Annotated in this window: 22 protein-coding genes; 12 read left to right on the forward strand and 10 right to left on the reverse strand. The window is 71.3% G+C overall.

Going from position 1 to position 24,450, the window contains the following annotated elements; genetic code table 11:
- Positions 1-18 precede the first annotated feature (18 nt).
- Positions 19-816 (reverse strand): HAD-IIA family hydrolase, encoded by a 798-nt coding sequence (locus DEI98_RS03275; protein WP_027464991.1) that lies wholly within the window; start codon positions 814-816, stop codon positions 19-21.
- Positions 817-994: 178 nt separating this feature from the next.
- Here DEI98_RS03275 and DEI98_RS03280 point away from each other — a divergent pair, with 178 nt between their 5' ends.
- Positions 995-1,693 carry a TetR/AcrR family transcriptional regulator gene (locus tag DEI98_RS03280; RefSeq protein WP_181433139.1) on the forward strand — a complete coding sequence of 233 codons (699 nt, stop codon included), beginning with the start codon at positions 995-997 and terminating at the stop codon, positions 1,691-1,693.
- Positions 1,694-1,757: 64 nt separating this feature from the next.
- A complete protein-coding gene (locus tag DEI98_RS03285) occupies positions 1,758-2,405 on the forward strand; it encodes a TrmH family RNA methyltransferase (RefSeq protein WP_110864259.1) in 648 nt (215 codons plus the stop codon).
- 103 nt (positions 2,406-2,508) lie between these two features.
- Here the strand turns inward: DEI98_RS03285 and DEI98_RS03290 are convergent, their stop codons facing one another.
- Positions 2,509-3,498 (reverse strand): LacI family DNA-binding transcriptional regulator, encoded by a 990-nt coding sequence (locus tag DEI98_RS03290; RefSeq protein WP_111099885.1) that lies wholly within the window; start codon positions 3,496-3,498, stop codon positions 2,509-2,511.
- Positions 3,499-3,757: 259 nt separating this feature from the next.
- Between DEI98_RS03290 and DEI98_RS03295 the strand changes: the two genes are divergently transcribed.
- Positions 3,758-4,561 (forward strand): NAD(P)-dependent oxidoreductase, encoded by an 804-nt coding sequence (locus tag DEI98_RS03295; RefSeq protein WP_111099886.1) that lies wholly within the window; start codon positions 3,758-3,760, stop codon positions 4,559-4,561.
- A gap of 119 nt (positions 4,562-4,680) precedes the next feature.
- On the opposite strand, the gene DEI98_RS03300 is transcribed toward DEI98_RS03295, so the two are convergent.
- Genes DEI98_RS03300 through DEI98_RS03310 form a run of 3 tightly spaced genes read right to left on the reverse strand, consistent with a single transcriptional unit; the run spans position 4,681 to position 8,335 of the window.
- On the reverse strand, positions 4,681-6,915 hold the full coding sequence (locus tag DEI98_RS03300; RefSeq protein WP_111099887.1) for a YhgE/Pip family protein: 2,235 nt from the start codon (positions 6,913-6,915) through the stop codon (positions 4,681-4,683).
- On the reverse strand, positions 6,912-7,682 hold the full coding sequence (locus DEI98_RS03305; protein WP_111099888.1) for a hypothetical protein: 771 nt from the start codon (positions 7,680-7,682) through the stop codon (positions 6,912-6,914). Before DEI98_RS03305 ends, DEI98_RS03300 begins: the two co-directional genes overlap by 4 nt.
- Positions 7,679-8,335 carry a TetR/AcrR family transcriptional regulator gene (locus DEI98_RS03310; RefSeq protein WP_084740552.1) on the reverse strand — a complete coding sequence of 219 codons (657 nt, stop codon included), beginning with the start codon at positions 8,333-8,335 and terminating at the stop codon, positions 7,679-7,681. The genes DEI98_RS03305 and DEI98_RS03310 overlap by 4 nt, the downstream gene beginning before the upstream one ends.
- A 160-nt stretch (positions 8,336-8,495) precedes the next feature.
- On the opposite strand from DEI98_RS03310, the gene DEI98_RS03315 reads away from it, so the two are divergent.
- Both DEI98_RS03315 and DEI98_RS18490 read left to right on the forward strand, forming a co-directional pair.
- Entirely contained in the window at positions 8,496-12,167 is a 3,672-nt protein-coding gene (locus DEI98_RS03315; protein WP_111099889.1) for a S8 family serine peptidase, read from the forward strand.
- 168 nt (positions 12,168-12,335) lie between these two features.
- The gene (locus DEI98_RS18490; RefSeq protein ID WP_155896763.1) at positions 12,336-12,500 is read left to right on the forward strand and encodes a hypothetical protein; all 165 of its coding nucleotides are present in this window, start codon (positions 12,336-12,338) and stop codon (positions 12,498-12,500) included.
- Between the two features lie 163 nt (positions 12,501-12,663).
- Here the strand turns inward: DEI98_RS18490 and DEI98_RS03320 are convergent, their stop codons facing one another.
- Entirely contained in the window at positions 12,664-12,837 is a 174-nt protein-coding gene (locus DEI98_RS03320) for an antitoxin (protein ID WP_111099890.1), read from the reverse strand.
- 210 nt (positions 12,838-13,047) lie between these two features.
- Here DEI98_RS03320 and DEI98_RS03325 point away from each other — a divergent pair, with 210 nt between their 5' ends.
- The 5 genes from DEI98_RS03325 (at position 13,048) to DEI98_RS03345 (ending at position 18,342) form a co-directional block, all read left to right on the forward strand.
- Positions 13,048-14,382, forward strand: a complete 1,335-nt coding sequence (locus DEI98_RS03325; RefSeq protein ID WP_111099891.1) for an adenylosuccinate synthase — start codon at positions 13,048-13,050, stop codon at positions 14,380-14,382.
- Between the two features lie 2 nt (positions 14,383-14,384).
- Positions 14,385-14,945 (forward strand): low molecular weight phosphatase family protein, encoded by a 561-nt coding sequence (locus DEI98_RS03330; protein WP_258370737.1) that lies wholly within the window; start codon positions 14,385-14,387, stop codon positions 14,943-14,945.
- Between the two features lie 394 nt (positions 14,946-15,339).
- Complete coding sequence (locus DEI98_RS03335) at positions 15,340-16,314, forward strand: CPBP family intramembrane glutamic endopeptidase (RefSeq protein ID WP_111099893.1); 975 nt, start codon at positions 15,340-15,342, stop codon at positions 16,312-16,314.
- Positions 16,301-17,674 (forward strand): sensor histidine kinase, encoded by a 1,374-nt coding sequence (locus DEI98_RS03340; RefSeq protein ID WP_111099894.1) that lies wholly within the window; start codon positions 16,301-16,303, stop codon positions 17,672-17,674. Before DEI98_RS03335 ends, DEI98_RS03340 begins: the two co-directional genes overlap by 14 nt.
- Positions 17,671-18,342, forward strand: coding sequence for a response regulator transcription factor (locus DEI98_RS03345; protein ID WP_017886312.1), 672 nt, complete (start codon positions 17,671-17,673; stop codon positions 18,340-18,342). Before DEI98_RS03340 ends, DEI98_RS03345 begins: the two co-directional genes overlap by 4 nt.
- A 31-nt stretch (positions 18,343-18,373) precedes the next feature.
- On the opposite strand, the gene DEI98_RS03350 is transcribed toward DEI98_RS03345, so the two are convergent.
- Both DEI98_RS03350 and DEI98_RS03355 read right to left on the reverse strand, forming a co-directional pair.
- The gene (locus tag DEI98_RS03350) at positions 18,374-18,868 is read right to left on the reverse strand and encodes a hypothetical protein (protein ID WP_111099895.1); all 495 of its coding nucleotides are present in this window, start codon (positions 18,866-18,868) and stop codon (positions 18,374-18,376) included.
- A gap of 32 nt (positions 18,869-18,900) precedes the next feature.
- On the reverse strand, positions 18,901-19,761 hold the full coding sequence (locus tag DEI98_RS03355; RefSeq protein WP_146243397.1) for an SGNH/GDSL hydrolase family protein: 861 nt from the start codon (positions 19,759-19,761) through the stop codon (positions 18,901-18,903).
- 206 nt (positions 19,762-19,967) lie between these two features.
- Here DEI98_RS03355 and DEI98_RS03365 point away from each other — a divergent pair, with 206 nt between their 5' ends.
- The gene (locus tag DEI98_RS03365) at positions 19,968-20,606 is read left to right on the forward strand and encodes a TetR/AcrR family transcriptional regulator (protein ID WP_111099897.1); all 639 of its coding nucleotides are present in this window, start codon (positions 19,968-19,970) and stop codon (positions 20,604-20,606) included.
- 152 nt (positions 20,607-20,758) lie between these two features.
- On the opposite strand, the gene DEI98_RS03370 is transcribed toward DEI98_RS03365, so the two are convergent.
- Positions 20,759-22,042, reverse strand: coding sequence for a PP2C family protein-serine/threonine phosphatase (locus DEI98_RS03370; protein ID WP_111099898.1), 1,284 nt, complete (start codon positions 22,040-22,042; stop codon positions 20,759-20,761).
- A gap of 74 nt (positions 22,043-22,116) precedes the next feature.
- On the reverse strand, positions 22,117-22,839 hold the full coding sequence (locus DEI98_RS03375) for a type II CAAX prenyl endopeptidase Rce1 family protein (protein ID WP_111099899.1): 723 nt from the start codon (positions 22,837-22,839) through the stop codon (positions 22,117-22,119).
- A 152-nt stretch (positions 22,840-22,991) separates the two neighbouring features.
- Here DEI98_RS03375 and DEI98_RS03380 point away from each other — a divergent pair, with 152 nt between their 5' ends.
- On the forward strand, positions 22,992-24,443 hold the full coding sequence (locus DEI98_RS03380) for a polysaccharide biosynthesis tyrosine autokinase (RefSeq protein ID WP_111099900.1): 1,452 nt from the start codon (positions 22,992-22,994) through the stop codon (positions 24,441-24,443).
- Positions 24,444-24,450: the final 7 nt, after the last annotated feature.

The raw sequence follows: 24,450 nt of genomic DNA on the forward strand, positions 1-24,450 counted from the left end.
GCGGTCGCGTGCGACCGGCTAGAGCTCGACCTCGAACGGCTCGGTGCGCACGAGCTCGTGCACGCCGGAGATGACCTCGCTCGGGCGGAACGGGTACCGGTCGATCTCGGCCTGGTCGCTGATGCCCGTCATCACGAGCACGGTGTGCAGCCCCGCCTCGATGCCGGCCTGCACGTCGGTGTCCATGCGGTCGCCGATCATGCCGGTGTTCTCGGAGTGCGCCCCGATCCGGTTCATCGCGGAGCGGAACATCATCGGGTTCGGCTTGCCCACCACGTAGGGCTGCTTGCCGGTGGCCTTCTCGATCATCGCCGCGATGGCGCCGGTGGCCGGCAGGACCCCCTCGGCGCTCGGGCCGGTGGCGTCGGGGTTCGTCACGATGAAGCGGGCACCGGCGCGGATGAGCCGGACGGCCTTGGTGATCGCCTCGAACGAGTAGTTGCGGGTCTCACCGACGACGACGTAGTCGGGCGCGGTCTCGGTCATGATGAACCCGGCCTCGTGCAGGGCGGTGGTCATGCCGGCCTCACCGATCACGAACGCCGAGCCACCGGGCATCTGCGACTTGCAGAAGTCAGCGGTCGCGAGCGCACTCGTCCAGATCCGCTCCTCGGGCACGTGCAGGCCCGAGCCCCGCAGTCGGGCGCTGAGGTCGCGCGGCGTGAAGATCGAGTTGTTCGTCAGCACGAGGAACTCGGTGCCGTCGTCGAGCCACTGCTGGATGAGTTCCGGCGCGCCCGGGAGCGCCTGGTTCTCGTGGACGAGCACGCCGTCCATGTCGGTCAGCCAGCACTCGACGTCGTCTCGGGTCGCCATGGCCCTCACCCTACTGCGCAGGGGTTCAGGCCCGGCTCGTGGCCGGCTCGGAAAGGGCCGGGAGGCCCGGGGCGGCTCTTGCGCGCTGCTCCGAGACCCGAGAAGGTCGAGACACCGAACCGCGGTCGGCTTTTGCCCTACGCTTTTCGGGACACGTACCGAATCAAGGAGGCCCCTCGTGCTCGTCGAACCCGGAACCCCGTCCGCCGCGCCCCGACCCACCCCGGTGTCGGAGACGGAGCTCGAGGTGACGCCGCGACGACGCCGAGGCCGCCCGAACGTGCTCTCCCGCGAGCAGGTGATCGACGCCGCCACGACCATCGCGAACGAGGACGGCCTCGACCGGCTGTCCTTCCGAGCCCTGGGCGTGCGGCTCGGGGTCGCCCCGATGACCGTGCACCGGACCATCGGCGGGCTGGACGACCTGCACGCCGAACTCGTCCGCCGCACCGTCGACGAGTTCACCGCGACCTTCGTCTGGCCGGACGAGTGGCACGCCGTCGTCCGCACCTTCGCCACGACGTTCCGTGACCTGATGCGCACCCACCCGCTCGTGCTCGAGTCGCACAGCCAGCGCGCCCCGCTCGCCTCGACCGAGTCCGACGCCGTCGTGGCGAAGGTCGTCGGTGCCCTGCAGGACGCCGGGCTGCCGCCAGCCGAGGCGATGTACACCTTCTTCGTCGTCTACGACTTCGTGGTCGGGCACGCCGGGGTGCAGGTCGGGCGCGGGGACTCCGAGGCCGGCCGCCCCGAGCGGCACCGGTTGGTGGGCGAGATCCTCGGCGAGCACTCCTACGACGACCGGTTCGCGCTCGGCCTCGACATCCTGATCGCCGGCATCGAGTCGCGCATCGCCCACGGGTCCGGCGCCGCCTGAGCCCGCGGCGCCGCCGGGCGCTGCGGTCGTCGGGCCGGTGCCGTGTGCGCCGTACGCTGGTCGGGTGACCACTGCGCCCGAACCGTCGCACGAGCTGACGACCAACGGGGTGGGGCCGCACCCGGAACCCTGGCCCGACGACCCGAGGCTCGACCCGGAGCTGCTGGCCGCCGGGGACTCCCGGAACGTGCTCGACCGCTACCGGTACTGGTCGATGGACGCGATCGTCGCCGAGCTCGACACCCGCCGGCACGCGTTCGACGTCGCGATCGAGAACTGGCAGCACGACCTGAACATCGGGTCGATCGTGCGGAGCGCCAACGCGTTCCTCGCCGGCACCGTGCACATCATCGGGCGACGTCGGTGGAACAAGCGCGGAGCGATGGTCACCGACCGGTACCAGCACGTCCGCTACCACCCCGACGTCGAGGCCTTCCTCACCGCGATGGCGGAGGAACAGCGACCCGTCGTCGCCATCGACAACACCCCCGGGGCCGAGCGCATCGAGACCGCGACGATCCCGGAGCGCTGCGTGTTCCTGTTCGGGCAGGAGGGCCCCGGGCTCACCGACGAAGCGGTGGCCGGGGCGTCCGGGCACCTGGAGATCACGCAGTTCGGGTCGACGCGGAGCATCAACGCCTCGGCGGCGGCCGCGATCGTCATGCACTCGTGGGTCGTCCAACACGCGGAGTTGCCCGGCGCGACTTCGTGAGCAGAAATGGTCGGGTACGGGCCCTGGACCCGACCATTTCTGCTCACGAAGCGGGCGTGACGGAGGCGAGGCGGGCCTCCCGGCCGGGGTCCGTGCTGCCGCGTCAGCGCGCGGCGGTGGTGCGGCGCGCGACCAGGCGGGGTTCGACGAGGAGTTCCGTGGCGGCGATCCGCGGATCGGCGATGCGGGCCAGCAGGCGCTCGCCGGCGCCGCGGCCGATCTCGACGCTGCGGTCGTCGATGCTCGTCAGGCCGACGTACCGCATCGCGGCCACCGGGGTGTCGTCGTAGCCGATGACGGAGACGTCCTCGGGGACGCGCAACCCGCGTTCGGCGAGTTCGGACAGGGCCCCGAGGGCCATCACGTCGTTCGCGGCGAAGACGGCCGTGACGTCCGGGTGTTCGTCGAGGAGCAGACCGAGGGCGCGGGAACCGGCCTCTTCGGTGGGTTCGCCGGGCAGCACCGTCGTGACGACGGACGCACGTGTCGCCGTGGCCTGCTCGAACCCGGCCTGGCGTTCGGCCGAGGCCGCCGAGCTCGCACCGACGAACCCGAGTCGGGTGTGGCCGAGGTCGAGCAGGTGCTGCGCCGCGATGCCGCCACCGGCGTGGTCGTCGTTCGCCACGGTGTCCGCGCGGGGGATCGCGACACGGCCACCGGCGATGACGAGCGGCATCGAGGCGGGGATCGCGAGGTCGGTGGTGGGTTCGCCGGCGATCACGATGCCCTCGACGCGCATGGAGAGGAAGCCCTCCACCGGAGAGGCATCGAGCCCCGTGTTGAGGAACCGGTCGGCGACCACGAGCCGGTGCCCCTGGTCCTGCAGGCTCTCGCGCAGACCGGTCAGCAGGTCCACGAACCACTGGTTGCGGAAGTCGTCGAGCACCACGCCGATGGTGCGGCTACGTGTACCGGCGAGGGAGACGGCCGCGGTGGAGGGCCGGTAGTCGAGCTCCTGGATCGCCTTGAGCACGGCGGCCCGGCGCTGGTCGCTGACCCGGGGGGAGCGCTGCAGCACGAGGGAGACGAGGGACTTCGAGACCCCGGCGCGTGCGGCGACGTCGTAGATGGTCGCGGGCTTGCCGTCTCCCATGATGCGCTTCGACCTCCGTTGGCTCGTGCGTCGATCGTAGCGGTTGACGTGACATGGGCCGGCGGGTGGGTGTGGGGTCGGTTCCGCTTCGTGAGCAGAAATGGTCGGGTGCGGGGCGGCGACCCGACCTTTTCTGCTCACGATCCGCGCGTGGCTGGTCCTCCACACGGGAGGCCCGGGGTGCGTTGTGCACAGAAGTCGCGTTCGGTGCGCCGGCAGCTGAGGTCGCTGCTCGCTCGTCGGGGGTAGCGTCCGCGGCATGGCGACGCTGCTCATCACCGGAGCCGCGGGCCGGATCGGGAGCGCCCTGCGTCCTCGACTGCGGTCCGCGGGACACGACCTCGTGCTGCTCGACGAACAGCGACCCCACGATCCGATCGTCGCCGGGGAACGGTTCGTGCCCGGTTCGGTGAACGACGCGGCGGCGGTGGACGATGCGCTCGCCGGGGTCGACACCGTGGTGCACCTGGCGGGCATCCCGACCGAGGCCGCCTGGGACGACCTGATCGCGGCGAACCTGACCGGCACGAAGAACGTGCTCGAACGGGCGGCCGCCGCCGGGGTGCTCCGGGTCGTGCAGGCCAGCTCGATCCACGCGGTGGGGCTGGTGCCCGAACCCCTCGACCAGCCGGGGAGCGTGCCCGGCGACCGGCTGCCCCGTCCGGACACGTACTACGGCGTGACGAAGGCGGCGATGGAACTGCTCGGCAGCCTGTTCGCCGACCGGTACGAGATGTCGATCGTGTCCGCGCGGATCGGTGCGTTCGGTGCGCTGCCGCCGACGACCCGGGGGCTGCTCATGTGGACCTCGCCCGACGACCTGACGCGCCTGGTCCTCGCGACCGTGGCACTCAGCGACCCCGGGCACCACGTGGTCTGGGCCCTGTCGCGGAACACCGGGTCGCCGGCTGACCTGTCCGCCGGGGAGCGCATCGGGTTCCACCCCCTCGACGACGCGTCCGCCGTGCTCGATGCGGACGCCCGAGCAGCCCTGCCGACCGACGACCTGAGCACCCTCGGCGGCGGGATGGTGCACCAGCCGCTCGGCGAACGCACTTCGTGAGCAGAAGAGGTCGGGTGACCTGATGCCACCCGACCTCTTCTGCTCACGAAGCCCGCGCCCGCGCCCGCGCGCGAGCGCCCGCCCGCCCGCGCGAGCGCCCGCGCCCGCCCGGCGCCCCGCTACCCGATCAGGCTCGGGCGCAGGTCGCGCAGCGTGCGGGAGCGGGTCTGCCGCGCCGTGACCACGAAGGACACCAGGAGCGCCCCGAGCAGCCAGCAGAGCAGCACGCCCGCGTCCGACCACGCGGCACCGAGGTTCCCGCCGTACATCGTCTGCCGGATCGCGTCGACCGAGTACGTCATCGGCAGCGCGAAGTGCAGCGCCGCCAACGGCCCCGGCAACGTCTGCCACGGGAACGTCCCGCCGGCGGTGACGAGCTGCACGAGCATGAGCACCAGGCCGAGGAACTGCCCCACCGATCCGAGTAGCACGTTGAGCGCCATGATGATCGCCGCGAAGGTCGCCGAGGCCAGCACCATGATCCCGATCGTGCCGCCGACGTGCACCACGTTCAGGTCGAGGGCGAAGCGCACGATGAAGAACAGCGCCACCATCTGCACCAGGCCGAGGAGTGCCGGCGTCAGCCAGCCGCCGAACACCACGGCGAGGGGCTTCCGCACCGCCGTGATCGCACGCTTGGAGATCGGCTTGAGGATGAGGAACAGCGCGTACATGCCGATCCAGGCCGCGAGCGAGATGAAGAACGGCGCGAGGCCGGCACCGTAGTTCGACGCGGCGGCGACGTTGTCGTCCCCGACCTTGACCGGGTCGGAGATGACGGAGGCCTGCGACTCCCGCTCCGAGGCGTTCGACGCCGGGATCTTCGTGCGGCCCTGGTCGAGCGACGACGCGAGCTTCGACGAGCCGGTCGTGAGCTTGTCCAACCCCGATGCGAGCGACGAAGCGCCCTGGTCAGCGGTCTTCGCACCGGTCGCGAGCTGGGACGCACCCGACGACAGGGTCGGAGCGGCCGAGGCCAGCTTCGATGTGCCGTCGGCCACCTTCGAAGCCCCCGACGAGAGCGTCGAGGCGCCCGTGGCCGCGTCCGCGATCCCGGACGACAGCTCCGGTGCCTTCGCCGCGAGCTTGCCGGTGCCGGCGGCGAGCGTGTCCGAGCCGTCGGAGAGCTGCCGGATGCCGCTCGTCAGCGCCGGGGCCTGCTCGGCGAGCTGGGAGGCGCCAGCGGACACCTGCGCGCTGCCGGTCTTGAGCTTCTGCAGGTTGCCGGACAGGTCGCCGGCACCGGTACCGAGCTCGGTGCTGCCGGCCTGCAGGTTGTCGAGCCCGGCGAGCAGCCGGGTCTTCTGTTCCGCGGAGAGCACCGTGGAGGCTTGGACGACGGGCTTCAGCGACGCGACGAGTTCCGGCGACTGCGCAGAGAGCTGCTGGACGCCCGCGATGAACGGTGCGGCCTCGTCGGCCAGCGTGGCGTTCCCGGCGGCGACCTGCGACGCACCAGTGGACAGGCGCGCAGAGTCGGAGGGAAGCGAAGCCGTCTGGTCACGGAGCTGGTGCAGCCCGGACTGCAGCTGCTGCGCCCCGCTGTCCAACTGCTGCGTCTGCGACGGCAGCGCCGCCGTCTGCTGCTGCGCGCTGGCCAGCCCGGACGCCAGGGTCGACGCCCCCGACGCCACCTGCTGCGCTCCGCTGTTCAGCTGCTGGGTCTGCGTCGGCAGGTCAGCCGTGCCGGACGCGAGCTCAGCTGCGCCGGACGACAGCTTGCCGGTGCCGTCGGCGAGCTCGTGCGCACCCTTGTCCGCCTTGGCGGTGCCGGACGCGAGTTCGTCTGCCCCGTCGACGGCGTCGCCGAGGCTGTCCCGCACGTCGGCGAGCCCGACCAGCAGGGTCTTCGCCGCCTGCTTGCCGACGCGCTCGGCGACGGCGGTGCGCATGGTCTTGCCCGCCTGTTCGGCGATGGTCGAGGCCAGGTACGAGTTGGTGTCGGCCGTCGTCATGACGAGCTTCGCCTGCGTCGGGTCGTCGGACTGCGCGGACACCAGGTGCTCGGAGAAGTCGTGCGGGATGGTGACGACGAAGTCGTAGGTGCCGTTGCGGACGCCGGAGCGGGCGTCGGCGGCGCTCGTCTTCGTCCACTTGAAGTCGGCGCCGTCGATGGCCTCCTTCGTGACGTCCTTGCCGTAGTCGACGTGGTCGCCGTCCAGCGTCGCACCGGCGTCGAGGTTCACGATCGCGGCGGGGATCTGGTCGAGCTTCGCGTACGGGTCGCGGTTCGCCCACAGGTACGCGCCGCCGTAGAGCAGCGGCACGATCATCAGCGCGATGAACGCCAGGCGTGCGAGCGGGGTCGCGGTGAGCCGCGCGAGTTCTGCGCGGACGAGCGAGGTGGTGGTCACTTCTGTGCCTCCGTCGGGACGGTTGCGGATGCTTCGGTGACGGAAGGAGCGGCCGGGAGGCCCGGCTCGGTTCCGTCGGTTCGGGCCACGTCCTCGGGGTCCTCGGTCTGGGGCGTCGCGAGCGTCGCGACGTCGTCGTGCGTCTCGACGCCGTCGTGCGTGTTGATCGTGTCGAGCAGGTGCTCGACGGTGGTGGCGGCGGCCTTCGAGGTCACGAGGACCACGGTCACGCCCCGTCGTGCGACGTCGCGGACCACCTGGAACCAGTCCTCGACGGCGCCGCCGTGCCGCTCGGGCGAGGTGATCACGATGCCGGTCACACCGTCGCGGAGCAGGGCGAGTTCGACCAGCAGCCGGACGCGCACGACGGTCGGCACCCGCTGCACGGCGGTGTCGACGTAGTCCCGCAGACCGAGCTCGTCGAGCACGGTGTCGACGTGCTCGCGGTTCGGGCGCTGCCCGGCGAACGCGAGCTCCTCGCGCACGATCTGCTTGAGGGTCATGACGGGGAAGGGCTCGGCGACCCCGGGGGTATCCACGAGCGCGAACGAGCGGCGGACGGCTGCCGGGTCCTCGTGCCCGTCGAGCAGCAGGCGGCCGGTGTCGGGCTGCATGCGGCCACCGGCGACGAGTGACGCGAGCACGGGTGCCTGCTCGGTCTCGACGGCGAGGACCCCGGGGCGTCCAGGGGCGGCGACGGCGGAGACGACGGGCAAGGGTGCGCCGGGCTCCTCGCCGATGCCGACGTGGTCGAGTTCCAGCGTCATGCGTGGTCCTTCGGGGCGGAGGCGGGAGCGGGAGCAGCGGGTTCGGAGAGCAGTGCCGTGCGCCAGTCGATGCCGGCCATGCCCAGCGCCGACACCACCACCATGCGCCGTCCGTCCTCGTCGCTCGTGCCGGAACGGGTGGCCTCATCGAGGACGGCGATGCACGCGCCCTCGACCAGACGGCCGAGGGTCTCGGGGTCGACGTCGTCCCGCATGGCGCCGTCGGCGATCCCGAGCGCGCACGCCTGGCGTACCTGTGAGCGCAACGGCGCGAACACCTCGGCGACGGGTTCGGCGAACGGGCTGCGCACGGCGACCCGGGCCATCGAGCGGACGTGCGACACCTCGGTCCAGAGCGTCACCGCGATGGCGGCGAGACGTGCGGCCGGCGGGAGCTCCTGCAGGTCCGATGCGGTGGGCATGGCTGCGGCGATCCGGGCGGCACCGGCGGTCACGACCTCGCGCACCAGGTCGTCGCGGGAGGGGAAGTGTCCGTACACCGCACGGCGCGAGAGTCCCGCAGCCGCGGCGATCGTCTCGATCGAGGCGTCCGGGTCCTGCTGCAGACAGGTCTTCGCCGCGTCGAGGAGGGCTGCCCGGTTCTCCGTGGCGTCGCGGCGGGGCGCGCGGGAGGGCTGCTCGGTGGTGGTCACGCACCCCATCGTAATAACGTGCACACGGGTGTGCAACTTAACAGGTTCCGTCCCCCGGACGAGGGGAGTCCCCCAAAGTGCGGACTGTCTTCCCTGAGAACGAACGCATAGCTTCACAGGAATCTCATGCGAACCACGGACTGAGCCAGGAGCGCCCTCTTTGAACCGTGCAACACCGAACACCGACCCGAACCCAACCCCCCATCGCTTCACCCGCGTCCTGACCGCCGGCATCGCCGTCGCGGCCCTCGCGTGTGGCGGTCTCGCAGTCGGGGGCGCGGCCTCCGCAGCTCCGGCCGGGATCTCGGTGGCCGACCTCAAGCTCTCCGCCCCGCTCCGTGACGCCAAGCCGACGAAGACCGTCGCCGCGTTCGTGCGCACGACCGGCCAGGGTGCCCTCGAAGTGGACGCCAAGGCGAAGGGCGGGGACCTGACGAAGTCGCGGACCCAGTCCTCCGCGGCCAAGAACCGCGTCGAGGCGATCCAGTCGACCGTCGCCGCGGTGCGGTCGGCCGTCAAGCGCGCCGACGCCCACGCGACCGAGCTCTACTCGACCGAGTACACCGTCCCGGGCGTCGCGGTCGTCGCCGACGTCGACGCGTTCCGGAAGATCGCGGAGCGCTCCGACGTCGAGAGCATCATCCCGCTCACGCCGAAGAAGATCGTCGAGCCGACGGTCAACGAGAACGCCGACGCCGCTCCCTCGGGTGTCGACCCCAGCCTGGTCCTGCCCGGTGCCGACGGCGTCGCGCCGAAGAACGCCGCGAGCGACGTCTACACGCGCTCGCTCAACGCCTGGCAGCAGACCGGCCACACCGGTAAGGACGTCAACGTCGCCGTCCTCGACACCGGTCTCGACTACACGCAGGCCGACTTCGGCGGCCCCGGCACCACCGAGGCGTACCAGCAGGCCCTGGCGAACGCGAGCGGCGGCGCCCCGGACCCCAGCCTGTACGACGCGTCGAAGTTCCTCGGCGGGTACGACTTCGCCGGTGCGACCTACAACGCCGACCCGACGGACCCGGACGCCTACGACCCGGTGCCGGCTCCCGACGACAACCCGATCGACGGCAAGGGCGGCGACCACGGCACGCACGTGTCCGGCTCGATCGCCGGCTACGGCCTGACCGCCGACAAGCAGCAGTTCGACGGCGACTACACCAAGCTCACCACGCAGCAGGTGCAGGACATGTGGATCGGTCCGGGCACCGCGCCCGAGGCCGGCCTGTACGCCCTGAAGGTCTTCGGTGACAACGGTGGTTCGACCGACGTCACCGGTGCCGCGCTCGACTGGGTGGGCCAGGCGCTCACCGAGGGCAAGGACATCAACGTCCTGAACCTGTCGCTCGGCTCCGACTACGGCGCGCCGGACGACCCCGACAACGCCAAGATCGACGCACTGACCGCTCGCGGCGTGCTCCCCGTGATCGCCTCGGGCAACGCCGACGACTTCACCGACATCGGTGGGTCGCCGGGCAACGCCGAGGGCGCGCTCACCGTCGCCGCGAGCGCCACCGGCCAGTCGCTCTACGACGGCGTCCAGGTCACCGCACCGGCCGACGTCGCGAAGACCTACCGCTCGCAGTACTCGTCCAACTTCAAGGGGACCCTGCCCGTCGAGGGCGACGTCGTCGTCCCGACCGCGAACATCGACGGCTGTGCCGCGTTCAGCGCCGCCGACGCCGCGAAGATCAAGGGCAAGGTCGTCTGGCTGAAGTGGACGGACGCCGCGCTCGAGTGCGGTTCCCTCGTGCGCTTCGGCAACGTCGAGGCCGCTGGCGGCGTCGGCGTCCTGCTGGCGGGCACGCTCGACACGTTCGAATCCGGCATCGGTGGCAACGCGACCATCCCGGGTGCCGAGCTGACCGCGAAGAGCGTGGCGAGCCTCCAGGCCACCGCCAAGGCGGGGACCCTGCACGTGCGCTTCGCGGACGAGCTCAAGGGCTTCGAGGTCGCCATCGAGGCGGACGCCGTGAACACGCTCGCGTCGTTCACCAGCCGTGGTGTGCACGGATCGTTCGACGACATCGTCAAGCCGGACATCGCCGGCCCCGGGGTCAACGTGATCTCCGCGGCCAACGGCACCGGTGACGGCCGCATGTCGATGAGCGGTACCTCCATGGCCACGCCGGACGTCGCGGGCATCGCGGCGCTGACGTTCCAGTCGCACCCCACATGGTCCGCCCCGCAGGTCAAGGCGGCCCTGATGAACACGGCGACGCACGACGTGAAGGACGGCAACCGTTCGGCCACCCTGCTCCGCCAGGGCACCGGTCGCGTGGACGCACTGCAGGCGGTCACCGCCGGCACCACGGTCCGCAGTGCCGAGAACGACCAGCTCGTCACCGCGTCGTTCGGCGTCGTCGAGGTCGCGAGCGGGACGAGCGAGACCCGCACCCTGCGGATCGACAACACCGACAGCACGGCGCACACGTACAACGTGTCGTACCAGCCGCAGGTGTCGCAGCCGGGTGTGACCTTCGCGCTCAGCTCGAAGCAGGTCACGGTGCCCGCCAACGGCACCGCATCGGTCACGCTGACGTTCTCGGTCGCCGACGCGACGAAGCTCCGCCGGGTCATCGACCCGACCCAGGAGGCCGTCCAGCAGGGCTACCAGCGCGAGTTCGTGGCCGCCGCTTCCGGCATCGTGGCGTTCGCGCCGACCGACAGCTCGCTCAACCCGATGCGCCTCGGGGCCTACGTGGCCCCGAAGCCCGTCAGCGCGGTCCGGGCCCGGACCACGGTCTCGTTCACGGGACCGGGCAAGTCGGCCGAGCTCACGCTCAAGGGCCGCACGCTCGACCAGGGCGGACTGACGACCGGCTACCACGCCGCCGTCGCTCCGTTCGTGCTCGGCGGCACCGACCCGGCCGAGGCGTTCCCCGAGGGTTCGGCGACGCGCTCGCTGCAGGCGGCCGACGTCCGTTCCTACGGTGCGTCGTACGACAAGTCGTCGGGAACCCTGGCGTTCGGCGTGCAGACCGCCGGTCCGGACGCGAACCCGGGCGCCGTGACCAACGTCGAGGTCCTCATCGACACGGACCGTGACGGCGAGCCCGACTTCCTGGTGTACAACGCGAAGTCGGCTGCCGTGGACGCCACGTTCGCCACGACGGTCGACCTGGCGAAGGCCGCCCTGGACGACCCGGACGTCGACCCCGTCGTCGACGTCCAGCCGCTCAACGGCGGTGCGCCCGGACAGGACGTGAACACCTTCGACAGCTCGGTGAAGGTGCTGACCGTCGCTGCGAAGGCCATCGGTTCGTCGAAGAAGTTCGACTACACGGTGCTGACGGAGTCGGCCTACGCCCCGGGCGCCGCCACCAGCGGTTCCTCGGTCGTGGACGAGACGAAGACGGCCACGTTCGACCCGTCGAAGCCGAAGCTGTCGTTCTCGCAGGACGGCACCTCGGGCGTGCTGTTCGCCGACGCCGACTCGCTCACGGTCACCCGTGCCTCGGGTGTCACCAAGGCGACTGTGCTGCTGCTCCACCTCGACAACGCGGCGGGCAAGCAGGCCGACACCTCGACGATCAACGTGGTCCCGCCGAAGCTCGCGCTGGCGAAGGGGAGCAAGGTCACGGTGAGCGGGACGGCGAAGGTCGGCTCGACCCTCACCGCGAAGCACGGTACGTGGAGCACGACGAAGGCGACCTACAAGTACCAGTGGCTGCGTGACGGCAAGGTCGTCAAGTCGGCAACGGGTACCAAGTACAAGCTCGGCTCGTCCGACGTCGGGCACCGCATCAGCGTGCAGGTGACGGCCCACGCCTCCGGGTACGAGGACGGCACGGCCAAGTCCGGGGCGACCGCGAAGGTCACGCGCCGCTAGGACAGGGTGCGCGCGCGGTTCACGCGCCACCTGGTGAGCAGAAGAGGTCGGGTCCCGAGTGGGGATCCGACCTCTTCTGCTCACGAAGCGCGGGGCATCCCACCCCGCGAACGCGTGTTCGGGACAGGTAGTTAGACAAACTAGTGAAGTGGTGCCACTGTTTGTCCCATGCAGAACACGCTGAACCAGCTCCGGTCCAACCCGGTCGAGTGGCGCCGTCGTGGACTCACCCCGCCGGACGTCATCCAGGCCATGATCGAGCAGCGCCTGGCCGAGCCGGGGCACTCCCAGCCCGTCGGCGACCCGTCGTACCAGGACTTCTTCCGGAGCTGATCCGGGGTCGTCCGGGTGGCTCGGGACGCACCGGCGGACAGACGGGAGGCGCGGTGCCAGCTGGCACCCCTCCCTCGCAGGCTCGGTCGGCGCGCCCCGCGCAACGCTTCGCGTCGCCGCTGAGCGGAACGCGCCCGTCCGTCTGCCGGTGACGTCTCGGACGTCACTTGCCGATCTTGCCGTCGGCCGCGTCCTCGGCCTTGCCGATCTGGTCGCCGTGCCCGCTGCCGGTCGCCTTGTCCGCCGCGTCGCCCGCCTTGTCGAGGCCGGCGTCCGTTGCCTGCTCGCCCTTGTCACTGTCGGCGAAGTCCTTCGCCTTGTCTCCGATGCCGCTCATGTCGTGCTCCTTTCGCGTCGTGGATCTGGACGCGTCCGACCGTGCTCCGACCGATCCGGACGGACATCCAGGTGCGCTCCATGTGGACAAGCGACCCGCCGTCCACAGGACGTCACAGCGGGTGACGCGCAGGTGACCAGCCGATAGACTCGGGTGGACCACCGGCCCGGACGGCCGTGTGCGGTCCTCCGCCAACGTGAGGAGAACCAGATGCCCGCAGCAGTCATCATCGGCGCCCAGTGGGGCGACGAGGGCAAGGGGAAGGCCACCGACCTCCTCGGCTCCCGCATCGACTACGTCGTGAAGTTCAACGGCGGCAACAACGCCGGCCACACCGTCGTCGTCGGCGGCGAGAAGTACGCCCTGCACCTGCTGCCCTCCGGCATCCTGACGCCCGGCGTCACCCCGATCATCGGCAACGGCGTCGTCGTCGACCTCGAGGTGCTGTTCCAGGAGCTCGACGCCCTGCGCGCCCGCGGCGTCGACGTCTCGAAGCTGCTCGTGTCGGCCAACGCGCACGTCATCACGCACTACCACCGCACCGTCGACAAGGTGACCGAGCGGTTCCTGGGCAAGCGCCAGATCGGCACCACCGGTCGCGGCATCGGCCCGACCTACGCCGACAAGATCAACCGCGTCGGGATCCGGATCCAGGACATCTTCGACGAGAACATCCTGCGGCAGAAGGTCGAAGCCGCCCTCGACCAGAAGAACCACCTGCTGGTCAAGGTCTTCAACCGCCGTGCGATCGACCCGGAAGAAGTCGTCGAGTCGCTGCTCTCGTTCGCCGAGCGCCTGCGCCCGATGGTCGCCGACACCGCCCTCGAGATCCACCGTGCGCTCGAGCGCGGCGAGACGGTCCTGTTCGAAGCCGGCCAGGCCACCATGCTCGACGTCGACCACGGCACCTACCCGTTCGTCACCTCGTCGTCCGCGACCGCCGGTGGCGCCGCGACCGGTTCGGGCATCGGCCCGGGCGAGCTCGAACGGATCATCGGCATCGTCAAGGCGTACACGACCCGCGTCGGCGCCGGTCCGTTCCCGACCGAGCTGTTCGACGAGTCGGGCGAGTTCCTGCGCGCCAACGGCTTCGAGTTCGGCACCACCACCGGCCGCCCGCGCCGCTGTGGCTGGTACGACGCCCCGATCGCCCGCTACACGGCACGCATCAACGGTGTGACCGACTTCGTGCTCACCAAGCTCGACGTCCTGACCGGGCTCGAGACGATCCCGGTGTGCGTCGCGTACGAGGTCGACGGCGTCCGGGTCGACGAGGTCCCGGTCAACCAGTCCGACTTCCACCACGCGAAGCCCGTGTACCAGGAGTTCCCCGGCTGGACCGAGGACATCACCGGAGCCCGCACCTTCGACGACCTGCCGAAGAACGCGCAGGACTACGTCCTGGCGATCGAGGCGATGTCCGGCGCACGGATCTCCGCGATCGGTGTCGGCCCCGGCCGTGACGCCATCGTCGTGCGGCACGACCTGCTCGGCGACGACGAGCGTGCCGACCAGCGCGCCGGCGAACGCACCGACGCGGCGTGACGATGCGGATCCTGTTCGTCTGCAGCGGCAACATCTGCCGGTCGCCGCTCGGCGCGCAGGTCCTGACGGCACGGCTCGGCCCGGATGCCTCCGCGTTCGTGGTCGAGTCGGCCGGCACCATCGCCGACGACGGTGCCGCGATGGACGCCGCCGCGGCCGAGCAGTCCGTCCGGCTCGGGGGCGACCCGTCGGCCCACCGGTCGCGGTACCTGACGGCCGAGATCGTCGAGTGCGCCGACCTGGTGCTGACCGCCGAGCGATCGCACCGTGCAGCCGCTGTCTCCCTGGCGCCCCGGGCATCCAAGCGGACCTTCACGATCAAGCAGTTCGCGCGGGTGCTCGCCGGCCTCGAGCCCGGTGACCTGGCCGACGTGACGACCCCGCAGGAACTCGTGGAGCGCGTCGCGCGGCTGCGTGGAACGGTCCCGCCGCCCGCCGACCCGGCCGACGACGACGTGGACGACCCCTACCGTCGCTCGACGGCGACGCACCAGCGCGTGGCCGACGAGGTCGACGTGGCGCTCGCGCTCATCGCCGACGCACTCCGGGCGACGCTGCGCTGACGCTGCCGCCGCCGCCGCGCTGCGCTGCGCACGGTGCGCGGTTGTCCGCCCGGTGCGAGGATGACGGCCTGGTGCAGGGCTGTAGCGGCGCACGGAGCGAGCAAGCTCGCACGTGGCCGCACAGCGCGCTGCCTGAACGGACTCGCGAGACGTCGGGGTCCTGCGGGCCGAATCGGTTCGGAAGACGCCGTCGTCGTGCGCAGACGCCGCCGAGTGCTCGAGACGCCTCCGGATTCGGCGGCGTTTCGAGCGCAAGGCGGCGTCGAGCGATGAAGACGGCGTGTTCAGGAGTGCCGAACCCACCCGCAGCGCGCTTGCATCCTTCGATGGAACTCCCGCAGGTGCATCCCGAAGCCGGTCGTCCCCGAGCGCCCCGTTTCCTAGCGTCGTGTGCATGACGAACACCACCGAAGTCCGGCCCACCGCCGGCACCGCAGCCCGCGACCGAGGGGGTGTCCGCGGCCTCATCGCCCGGCACCCGCTCGTGTCCTTCTTCACCATGGCACTCGGCCTGAGCTGGCTCGCGTGGGTGCCGTACATCCTGTCGCCGCACGGCATGGGCGTGTGGGACATCCACTTCCCCGAGGTCCTGGGCAGCGGACAGTTCACGGGCGTCCTGCCCGGGGCGCTCCTCGGCCCGTTGGGCAGCGCGTTCATCGTCACTGCGGTCGCCGACGGTCGCGCGGGGCTGCGCCGCTGGGTGGGACGGCTGTTCCGCTGGCGGGTCGCCTGGTACTGGTACGCGCTGGCGCTCGTCGTCGTGCCGGCCCTGATCGTCGTCTCCGCGCTGCCGTTCGCCGGTGGTGACGTGCGTGCCCCTTCGGCCCTGGCGTTCGCCATGCTCGTGCCCGGCCTGATCATCCAGCTGTTCTCGACCGGCCTGAGCGAGGAGCCCGGCTGGCGCGACTTCGCCCTGCCCCGCCTGCAGCACCGCTTCGGAGGCCTCGGCGCCGCAGCGATCCTCGGCCCGATCTGGGCGCTCTGGCACATGCCGCTGTACTTCAGCGACTGGGGTGGCTGGCCGAACGCGCACTGGAGCGAGCCCGTCGTGTTCGCCCTGTTCACCATCACCTTCAACGTCGTCATGATCCAGGTCTTCAACAAGACCCGCGAGAGCCTGCCCCTGGCCCTGCTGCTGCACGTCGGCGTGAACAACACGATCTCGACGCTGTTCCCGGAGATGTACCCGAGCATGACCGCCGGCACGCTGATGATCGGCCTGACGATCATGTCGACGATCGCCGCCGCGGTGCTGCTCGTCGTGACCCGTGGCCGCCTGGGCTACGACCCCGCCCGACGCGCCCTGCCCCTCGACGCACCGGTCCCCACCCGCGCCCGCCTCGTAGGATCCAACGATGGCACCCGCTGAGCACGACGCGCTGCGCGCACCGGCCGAGCCGGCAGCGCAGCGCGAGCCGGCAGCGCAGCCCGCGCGATCGGCCCAGCCCGAGCAGCGCGCCCGCCGCGTCGACGTCGTCGTCGCCCTCGGCACGGCCGTCGTCGCACTCGGGCTGCTGCTCGGCCTGCCGCCCCTGGACACCCTCGAGCTCGACGGCCCCGCCCTGGCGATGCGGGTCCCCGCAGTGTTCACCCTGGCGTGGAGCATCCTGGCCCTCGGCCTGCTGGCCCAGTCGGCAGCCCTGCTCTCCGCCCGTCGGGCACCGCGCACCGTCCTGATCGTGGTCGCCGCCCTGCCGGTGGTGGTCGCGGCGCTCGCCCCGGAGTCGGCCGACCTGTTCGGCCTCACCGCGCTGCCCGTGGTCGTCGCCGTCGTCCTCGCTGCACTCCGCGTCCCGCTGGCCCGCCTGTGGCCGACACTGCTGGTCGCCGCCGCCCTGGTCGCAGCGGGCAGCGCTGTGCTGTCAGTGGTCGCAGGTGGCGACGTCGCCGAGGGCCTGGCCGGATCACTCGGGCAGGGCGTGCTGCAGGCGATCGGCGCGGTCGGCCTGCCCCTGCTGGTCACCCTGCTCGTGCAGTCCCGCCGCGAGGTCCGCGTCGCCCGCACCGCCGAGGCCAGCGCCGTGAACCGGGAGCAGGACGCCCTGGTCGATGCCGCGGTGTCCCGCGAACGTGCCGCGATGGCCCGTGAGCTCCACGACATCGCCGCCCACCACCTGTCCGGCATCGCACTGATGGCCGCCGTCATCGACCGGCAGATCGACGCGGACCCGGAGCGTGCCCACGAGGGTGCCCGCCAGGTCCGGGAGCAGAGCACTGCCGTGCTCGAGGACCTCCGCCGCCTGGTCGGCCTGCTCCGCGACGACGCCCCTGCCGAGCGCGCCGTCGAGACGGTCGCCGGGATCGTCGACCTGGCCGAACGTGCCCGGTTCCGCAGCGACGTCCGGCTCGACGTGCTGCCGGGGGACCGCCCGCTGGCCGACGGCGTCGGCCCGCTCGCGCAGCTCGCCGCCTACCGCACCGTCCAGGAGGCGCTGGCCAACGCCGCCCTGCACGCCCCGTCCGCCCCGTGCACCGTCACCATCGACGACCGCGACGCGACCCGGGTGGTGATCCGGGTGGAGAACGCACCGGCCACCGTCCCGGCAGCGGGGACCTCTCCCTCGGGCGGCAACGGCCTGCGGGGGATGCGCGAGCGGGCGGACCTGGTCGGGGCGCGCCTCCAGACCGGCCCGACCGCGACCGGCGGATGGCTGGTGGAGCTGGCGCTCGGCCGGGAGGCACCTGCCGCACCCACGCAGGCCGCCGACGGCGCCGGGGTGGTCGCGTGATCCGCGTGCTGGTCGCGGACGACCAGCCCCTGGTCCGCGCCGGGGTGTCCGCGCTCCTCGGCGCGGAGCCGGACATCGAGGTGGTCGGCGTGGCCGCCGACGGCGGCGAGGCGCTCGCGCTGGCGCGCGAGACGCGACCCGACGTCGCCTGCCTGGACATCCGGATGCCGGTGATGAACGGCATCGAACTCGCCCGGATCTTCTGCGCGCCGGACGCCGATCCGGCGATCCCCGCGCTCATGCTGACGACGTTCGACCTGGACGACTACGTGTTCGGGGCGCTCGAGGCCGGTGCCTCCGGGTTCCTGCTCAAGGACGCCGAGCCGGACACCATCGTCGACGCCGTACGGCAGGTCGCCGCCGGCAACGGCACGCTCGACCAGGCCCTGACCCGGCGGGTGCTGCGGGAGTTCGTGTCGCGGCGGAGCCTGCAGCCGGTCTCCGGCGACCGGGCCGACGGCGTGCTGACCGCCCGTGAGCGCGAGGTGCTCCTGCTGCTGGCGCAAGGGATGTCGAACGAGGAGATCGCCGTAGCCCTGGTGCTCGAGGTCTCGACCGTCAAGTCGCACCTGGCGCGGATGCTGCCGAAGCTCGGGGTGCGGTCGCGGCTGCAGGCCGTCGTGTGGGCGTACCAGAACCGGATCGTGACGGTGCCGGAGCAGCCGTAGCGGCCCCGGTGTCAGTCGGCGAGCCGTGGTGTCAGTCGGCGGGCCGTGGCTCGGCGGCGCCGGGGACGACGAGCTGCCAGACGTCGTCGTCTCCGCCGTGGGAGAGGTACAGGCGGAAGGCGCCCTCGTCGGCGAGGGGGTCGCCCGAGAGGTACTCCACCGGTTCGCCGCTCGTCTCGCACTGGTCCGAGGTGCTGATGACCTGGATCGTGTCGCCGGGGGCGGCGGCGTCACCCTTCGTGACGTCGGTGACCGTCGCCTCGTACACCTCGTAGATGCCCTGCGGCTCCACCGTGCGGTCGGTCTTGGTGACGTCGGCGTCGACGACGAGTTCAGCTGCGTCGCGGCGTTCGGCCGGGGTCTTCAGGGAGACGTAGTCGGCGCAGAACCCGGAGTGCAGCGGCCCGGCCTGGGTGCTCGGGTCCGTGGGGCTGGCGTCGCCGCTCGTCTCGCTGCCACAGCCCGCCAGGGTGCCGCCGAGCACCACGACGAGTGCCACGACCGGTGCGATCCGTCCCCACTGCATGGGGCGAGTATGGCTCACGACGCGACCGGGGGCTAGCCCGCTGCGCCCTTGGCACCCTCGGCGGCGATGTGGATGGCCTGCTGCATCCGGACCGAGACCTTCTTCGACATCGCGACCGTCGGGTGGACGCCGTCGTACGTGCGCGAGGACGGCCAGCCGCCGTCGAGCCGGCGGTCGGCTGCCCACGGGTCGACGAACATCCAGCCGCGGGTGAGTGCGTGGTTCTGCAGGTCGCGGTTCAGGATCTCGCCCTGCTTGCGGCGGTCGATGTGCTTCTTGCTGTAGTTCGTGATGTTCGACGGGGCGATCGCGGCGATCACGACGTGGCGCGCGCCGACCTTCTTCGTGATCTTGTCGATGTTGTTCAGGATCGACTTCGTGCTGTACCCGTAGCGCAGGTCGTTCGTGCCGGCCATCACGACGAGGACGTCGGCATCGTGCGCCGAGCTCCGTTCGAGGATCCGCGTCGAGGTGGCTCCTCCGATCGAGGTGCCCCCGACGTTGGCCATCGTCGGGTCCTTCAGCTGCCGCATCCACGAGGCGTCCATGGCCGTGAGCGAGTCGCCGGCGTAGGTGAACGTCAGCTTGCTCGGTGTCGGAGCGGGCGTCGGGGTCGGCACCGGTTTCGGCGTGGCCGTCGGGGCGGTGCTCGGCGCCGGGGCGCTGGTCGGAACGGGCGTGGGCTCGCTCGGCTGGCTCGGCTGGCTCGTCGGCTCCGTGGTCGGGGACGGTGCCGGAACGTCGGTCGGCGCGGGGGCGGGGGCGCTCGTCCCGGTTCCCTCCACGGCGGTCGCGGTGTTCGGGACTGCGGCGAGCAGGGTGCCAGCGAAGACGGCGACGGATGCGGCTGCGGCGATGAAGGGCAGGCGGGAGGAGCGCTGGTGGTGAGGCAACGTGAGCTTTCGTTTCGGGTGCGAACTTCACCACCCTAGAAGTTCCGTGACATGTCATCGTCCCCCAGGTCTGGGGGGCCGCACGGCTCGCGCTCCGCGGACAGACAGATCGTTCCCCGTGCTACACGATCCGGTCGCTGTCCGGGGAACGCGCGTTCCCGTTCGGGGGACTGTGCACCGACGCGTCTGGCTGGTGCAGTGTATGCATGCACATCGAAACGCCGCCGGTGACCACCCCCGACGACCCCGCCCTGCGGGGTGAGGTCATCCACGGGATGATCACGGCGCTGCGTTCCCGTCCGCTGCACGAGGTGACCCCCGAGGTCGTCGCGGCTGCGGCCGGAGTGGACACCGACGTCGTCGGCCGCACGTTCCCGAGCTGGGACGGCCTGCTGCTGGCGACCATCGACCGGTGGAACGAGGACCGCACCGTGCCGCTCATGCCCCTGGCCGAGCAGCACGGCACCATCCGGTTCCTGCGCGCGATCGTCACCGCGAACGTGGCCGACCCGTCGCTCATGCGGTTCCTGACGGCGACGCTGAACATCGCGGCATCGCCCGAGCACCCGCTCGCGCCGATGCTGCACGCCCGGTGGCGACGGTTCCACGCCTTCGTGCAGCACGCCCTGGAGCGCGACGTGCTGCTCGGGCGCGAGCCGAGCACGATGGAACCGGCCCGCGGCTCGGAGCAGCTGCTCGCGACCTACGAGGGGCTGCAGCTGCAGTCCATGGTGCGACCGGAGATGGACCTGCTCGAGGCCTTCGACCGCGCCGTGACGCGCCTGCGCGAGGGCTGGTCCCGCGCGTACGTGCCGCCCGTCTGGGACCTCGCCCGGGTCGGATGACCCTCCGGGTGGCTCGTCGGGCCGCCCCCACAGACCGAGGACGCTAGGGCGTCCGAGGGCAGACGCTCACCGTCTGCACGCGTCGCCGCACGATTCGGGTTCGAGCGGCGGCGCGTACCAATCTCTGCGCGACGAACGTGCGTTCCGCGCCGTCAGTCCGCGTGCATCGCGAGCGGTCGCTCGGTGTCCACCTCGACCGGCTGCCTGCGGATCGCGATCACCGTGACGTCGTCGTCGTGCGGCACCTCGTCGGCGCGGGCCGACAGCGCGAGGACGACCGCGTGCGGATCGCGGCCGGCGCGGGCGATCGCGGCGACGGAGTCGATCGTGTCGTCCAGGTCGTCGTACAGGTCGAGGACGCCGTCGCTGAACGAGACGAGCAGGTCGCCCGGTTCGAGGGTGCCGTCGGAAGTCGCCCACTCCTCGCGGATGCCGAGCCCGAGCGGCATGTCGCCGGAGCGCAGCCGGTCGACGTGTCCGTCGGCCCGCAGGACGAAGCTCAGCCCGTGACCTGCGTCGGCCCACTGGAGTGTGCCGTCGTCGGAGATCCGAGCGTGGAACAGCGTGGTGAAGGCGAGATCGGGTCCGACGCCCTCGGCGGTCAGCCCGTCGGATGCCCGCTTCAGCGCCTCGCCGGGGTCCTCGACGGTCCGGGCGCTGCGCAGGGTTGCGCGCACCGCGGCCGCGATCAGCCCCGCGCCGACGCCCTTGCCCATGACGTCACCGAGACTCACCGCCACGCCGGTCGGCGTCGGGTACCAGTCGAAGAAGTCCCCACCGACACTCCGGGCCGGCAGGCAGGCACCGGCGACGACGACGTCGTCGGTGATGCGGCCGGTCGTCGTCGGGAGCAGGGATCGCTGCACCGCGGCCGCCCGGTCGATCTCGGCGCGGACCTTGCCCTCGCGCGCCTCGGCGGACCGCAGGCTCCGTCGGGCCCGGCGGGAGAGCTCGTGCACGACGACGGCGACGGTGCCGAACACGACGACGAGGATGCCCAGACGGACGAGTTCACTCGCGCCGGGCGCGTCGGACGGGGTCAGGACGTACGGGGCGAGGATCACGACCACGATGCCCGCGATCGCGAAGAGCACGGTGCGACGGCCCTCGAGCGACGCCCACCAGACCACCGGGAGCACCACGATCGCCGTGAACAGCGAGGAGCCGGAGCCCGTCCCGGTGCGCAGCAGTGCGATCGTCAGGAAGTCGACGGTGAGCAGGACCGGCACCACCCAGGCCGCGCGGCGCACCAGCGTGGGGATCGCGCTCATCAGCGTCGCGACCACTACGCCCACCACGCTCGCGACGAACAGGTGGTGCTGGGTGATCGCCAGCGTCGGCATCACGACGCTCAGGAACGCCGACAGCGCCAACAGGCCGCTGATCGGAGCCTGACGGACGAGAGGGTTGTCGACGATGCTGGTTGGGCGAGTCATGCTCAGTGCAGGCTAGTGGTCCGCGCGGCCGAGCGACCGCCCCTGACCCGATCTGGGGACGCGGCTCTGGCCGCTCAGCGCGGCCAGGTGGCGACGACCGCGACCGCGTTGAACAGCACGTGCGCCAGGATCGCGCCGCCGATGCGGTCGGTCATCGCGACGAGCGTGCCGGTGAGCAGGCCGAGCAGGAACGTCGTGACGAACACCTGGAACCCGCCGAGCGACGTGCCACCCGCACCGAGCAGCAGGTGGAGCAGCGCGAACAGGAACGCCGTGACCAGCACCGCGAGGAACCGGGTGCGGGGTGTGAGCTCGGCGGCGAGCCGGCGCTGGAACAGCCCGCGGAACACCACTTCCTCGAGCACCGGGCTCACGACGACGATGCCGATCGCCGACACGAGCAGCAGCCCGACGTCGGGCGTGCCGAGGGACGGTGCGGGGACCAGCCCGGTCGTCCCCGTGAACGCGAGCGACATGACGACGTCCACCGCGCGGCACACGATCACGATGCCGATCGCGAAGACCACGATCCCCAGGTCGAGCCGCAGCCGCGACACCATCGCCGCACGCGGGGTCCGACGGAGCACCACGGCGGCCGCGACGACGAGCGGCACCCACACGGCGGCGTCCGCGGCGAGCACCTGCAGGACCGGCGAGGGGATGCCCCCAGTCCGGGTGACCTGTCCGACGATCCGGGTCAGGATCACGGCGACGCCGAGTGCGACGAGGATGACGATGAGGTCCCGCTGTCGCCGAACGCTGGGCTCGGTGGTGGTCTGGGCCGGCTCGGAGCGCATGGGGCCACCGTAGAGGACACCGCGCGGCGGATGGCGACTTCCCCCGAGTAGTACTCGTTCCTGTGGCACTATTTGTATGCCGTGCGCTGGGAGTACCCCGGCGTGCCTGTGACGGGACCACAGGGACGGTTCGGATCGGGGAAGGCAAAGGCGTGGAACTCCGCGACTACATCACGGTGCTCCGCAAGGGTTGGGTACTCATCGTCGTGCTCGCCCTGGTGGGAGTGGCCGCAGCCGCAGGGTTCTCCCTGCTGAAGAAGCCGGTCTACTCGGCATCGGCGCAGGTCTTCGTCTCCACGGAGACGTCCGGCAGTGCCAGTGACCTGGCGCAGGGCAACACCTTCACCCAGCAACGGGTGCTGACGTACTCGAACCTGGTGTCGACGCCGATCGTGCTGCTGCCGGTCATCTCGTCGCTCAAGCTCGACATGAACGCGGACCAGCTCGCGACGATGGTGTCGGCGACGGCGCCGACGAGCACGACCCTCATCGCGATCTCGGTCGAGGGCACCGACCCGGTGCAGGCCGCGAACATCGCCAATGCGACCTCGCAGAGCCTGACCAACGTCGTGCAGGACATCGAGGCCACCGATGCGAGCGGCAAGAGCACCGTCAAGCTCACCCGCGTCAAGCAGGCCGACGTGCCGAGCGTCCCGGTCAGCCCGAACGTGCCCGTCAACGTCGCGCTCGGGTTGCTCGTCGGGCTCGCCCTGGGCATCGGGATCGCCGTGCTGCGCCAGACCCTGGACAACCGGATCCGCACCGAACTCGATGTCGAGAAGATCAGCGACAAGCCCGTCGTCGGCGGGATCGCCTACGACGCGAAGGCCGCCGAACGCCCGCTGATCGTGCAGGTCGACCCGCGGAGCCCCCGCGCCGAGTCGTTCCGCACGCTCCGCACCAACCTGCAGTTCCTGGACATCGGCACCGGTGCACGAACCTTCGTCATGACGTCGTCGATGCAGTCCGAGGGCAAGAGCACCACCGTCGCGAACCTGGCGATCGCCCTGGACAGCGCCGGGTTCCGCGTCATCCTGATCGACGCCGACCTGCGCCGCCCTCGCGTCGCCGAGTACATGGACGTCGAAGGCAACGCCGGCCTGACCGACGTGCTCATCGGCCGCGCCGACCTGGAGGACGTGGCCCACCCGTGGGGACGCGGCAAGCTCGTCGTCCTGCCCGCCGGTCAGATCCCGCCCAACCCGTCCGAGCTGCTCGGCTCGAGGGCCATGCAGGACCTGATCGACCTGCTCGAGCAGCAGTTCGACTACGTCCTGTTCGACGCCCCGCCGCTGCTGCCCGTCACCGACGCGGCGATCCTGGCCAAGAAGGCCTCCGGCGCGATCGTCGCGGTCGCCTCGGGGCAGACGCTGAAGGGCCAGCTCGCCGCGGCCGTCGCGACCCTCGAGAACGTCGGCGCCCCGATCTCCGGCTTCGTCATCACGAAGATGCCCGTCAAGGGCCCGGGTGCGTACGGCTACGGCCGCTACGGCTACGGGTACAGCTACGGCCACGACGAGGACGACAACACCGTGACCACGTCGACGCGCCCGCCGAAGCGCACCGGCAAGAAGCTGGGCGTCTTGCGCCGAGCAGGACGCTGAACGGAGT

It is taken from the genome of Curtobacterium sp. MCLR17_034 (genome assembly GCF_003234485.1).
Classification (GTDB): Bacteria; Actinomycetota; Actinomycetes; order Actinomycetales; family Microbacteriaceae; genus Curtobacterium; species Curtobacterium flaccumfaciens.

Bases quoted from the DNA above. Each gene is read 5' to 3' on its own strand.
- DEI98_RS03375 (WP_111099899.1), bottom strand. From the start codon at position 22,839: ATGCGCTCCGAGCCGGCCCAGACCACCACCGAGCCCAGCGTTCGGCGA.
- DEI98_RS03295 (WP_111099886.1), top strand. From the start codon at position 3,758: ATGGCGACGCTGCTCATCACCGGAGCCGCGGGCCGGATCGGGAGCGCC.
- DEI98_RS03305 (WP_111099888.1), bottom strand. From the start codon at position 7,682: ATGACGCTGGAACTCGACCACGTCGGCATCGGCGAGGAGCCCGGCGCA.
- DEI98_RS03350 (WP_111099895.1), bottom strand. From the start codon at position 18,868: ATGCAGTGGGGACGGATCGCACCGGTCGTGGCACTCGTCGTGGTGCTC.
- DEI98_RS03365 (WP_111099897.1), top strand. From the start codon at position 19,968: ATGCACATCGAAACGCCGCCGGTGACCACCCCCGACGACCCCGCCCTG.
- DEI98_RS03330 (WP_258370737.1), top strand. From the start codon at position 14,385: ATGCGGATCCTGTTCGTCTGCAGCGGCAACATCTGCCGGTCGCCGCTC.
- DEI98_RS03325 (WP_111099891.1), top strand. From the start codon at position 13,048: ATGCCCGCAGCAGTCATCATCGGCGCCCAGTGGGGCGACGAGGGCAAG.
- DEI98_RS18490 (WP_155896763.1), top strand. From the start codon at position 12,336: ATGCAGAACACGCTGAACCAGCTCCGGTCCAACCCGGTCGAGTGGCGC.
- DEI98_RS03370 (WP_111099898.1), bottom strand. From the start codon at position 22,042: ATGACTCGCCCAACCAGCATCGTCGACAACCCTCTCGTCCGTCAGGCT.
- DEI98_RS03290 (WP_111099885.1), bottom strand. From the start codon at position 3,498: ATGGGAGACGGCAAGCCCGCGACCATCTACGACGTCGCCGCACGCGCC.
- DEI98_RS03275 (WP_027464991.1), bottom strand. From the start codon at position 816: ATGGCGACCCGAGACGACGTCGAGTGCTGGCTGACCGACATGGACGGC.
- DEI98_RS03340 (WP_111099894.1), top strand. From the start codon at position 16,301: ATGGCACCCGCTGAGCACGACGCGCTGCGCGCACCGGCCGAGCCGGCA.
- DEI98_RS03335 (WP_111099893.1), top strand. From the start codon at position 15,340: ATGACGAACACCACCGAAGTCCGGCCCACCGCCGGCACCGCAGCCCGC.
- DEI98_RS03320 (WP_111099890.1), bottom strand. From the start codon at position 12,837: ATGAGCGGCATCGGAGACAAGGCGAAGGACTTCGCCGACAGTGACAAG.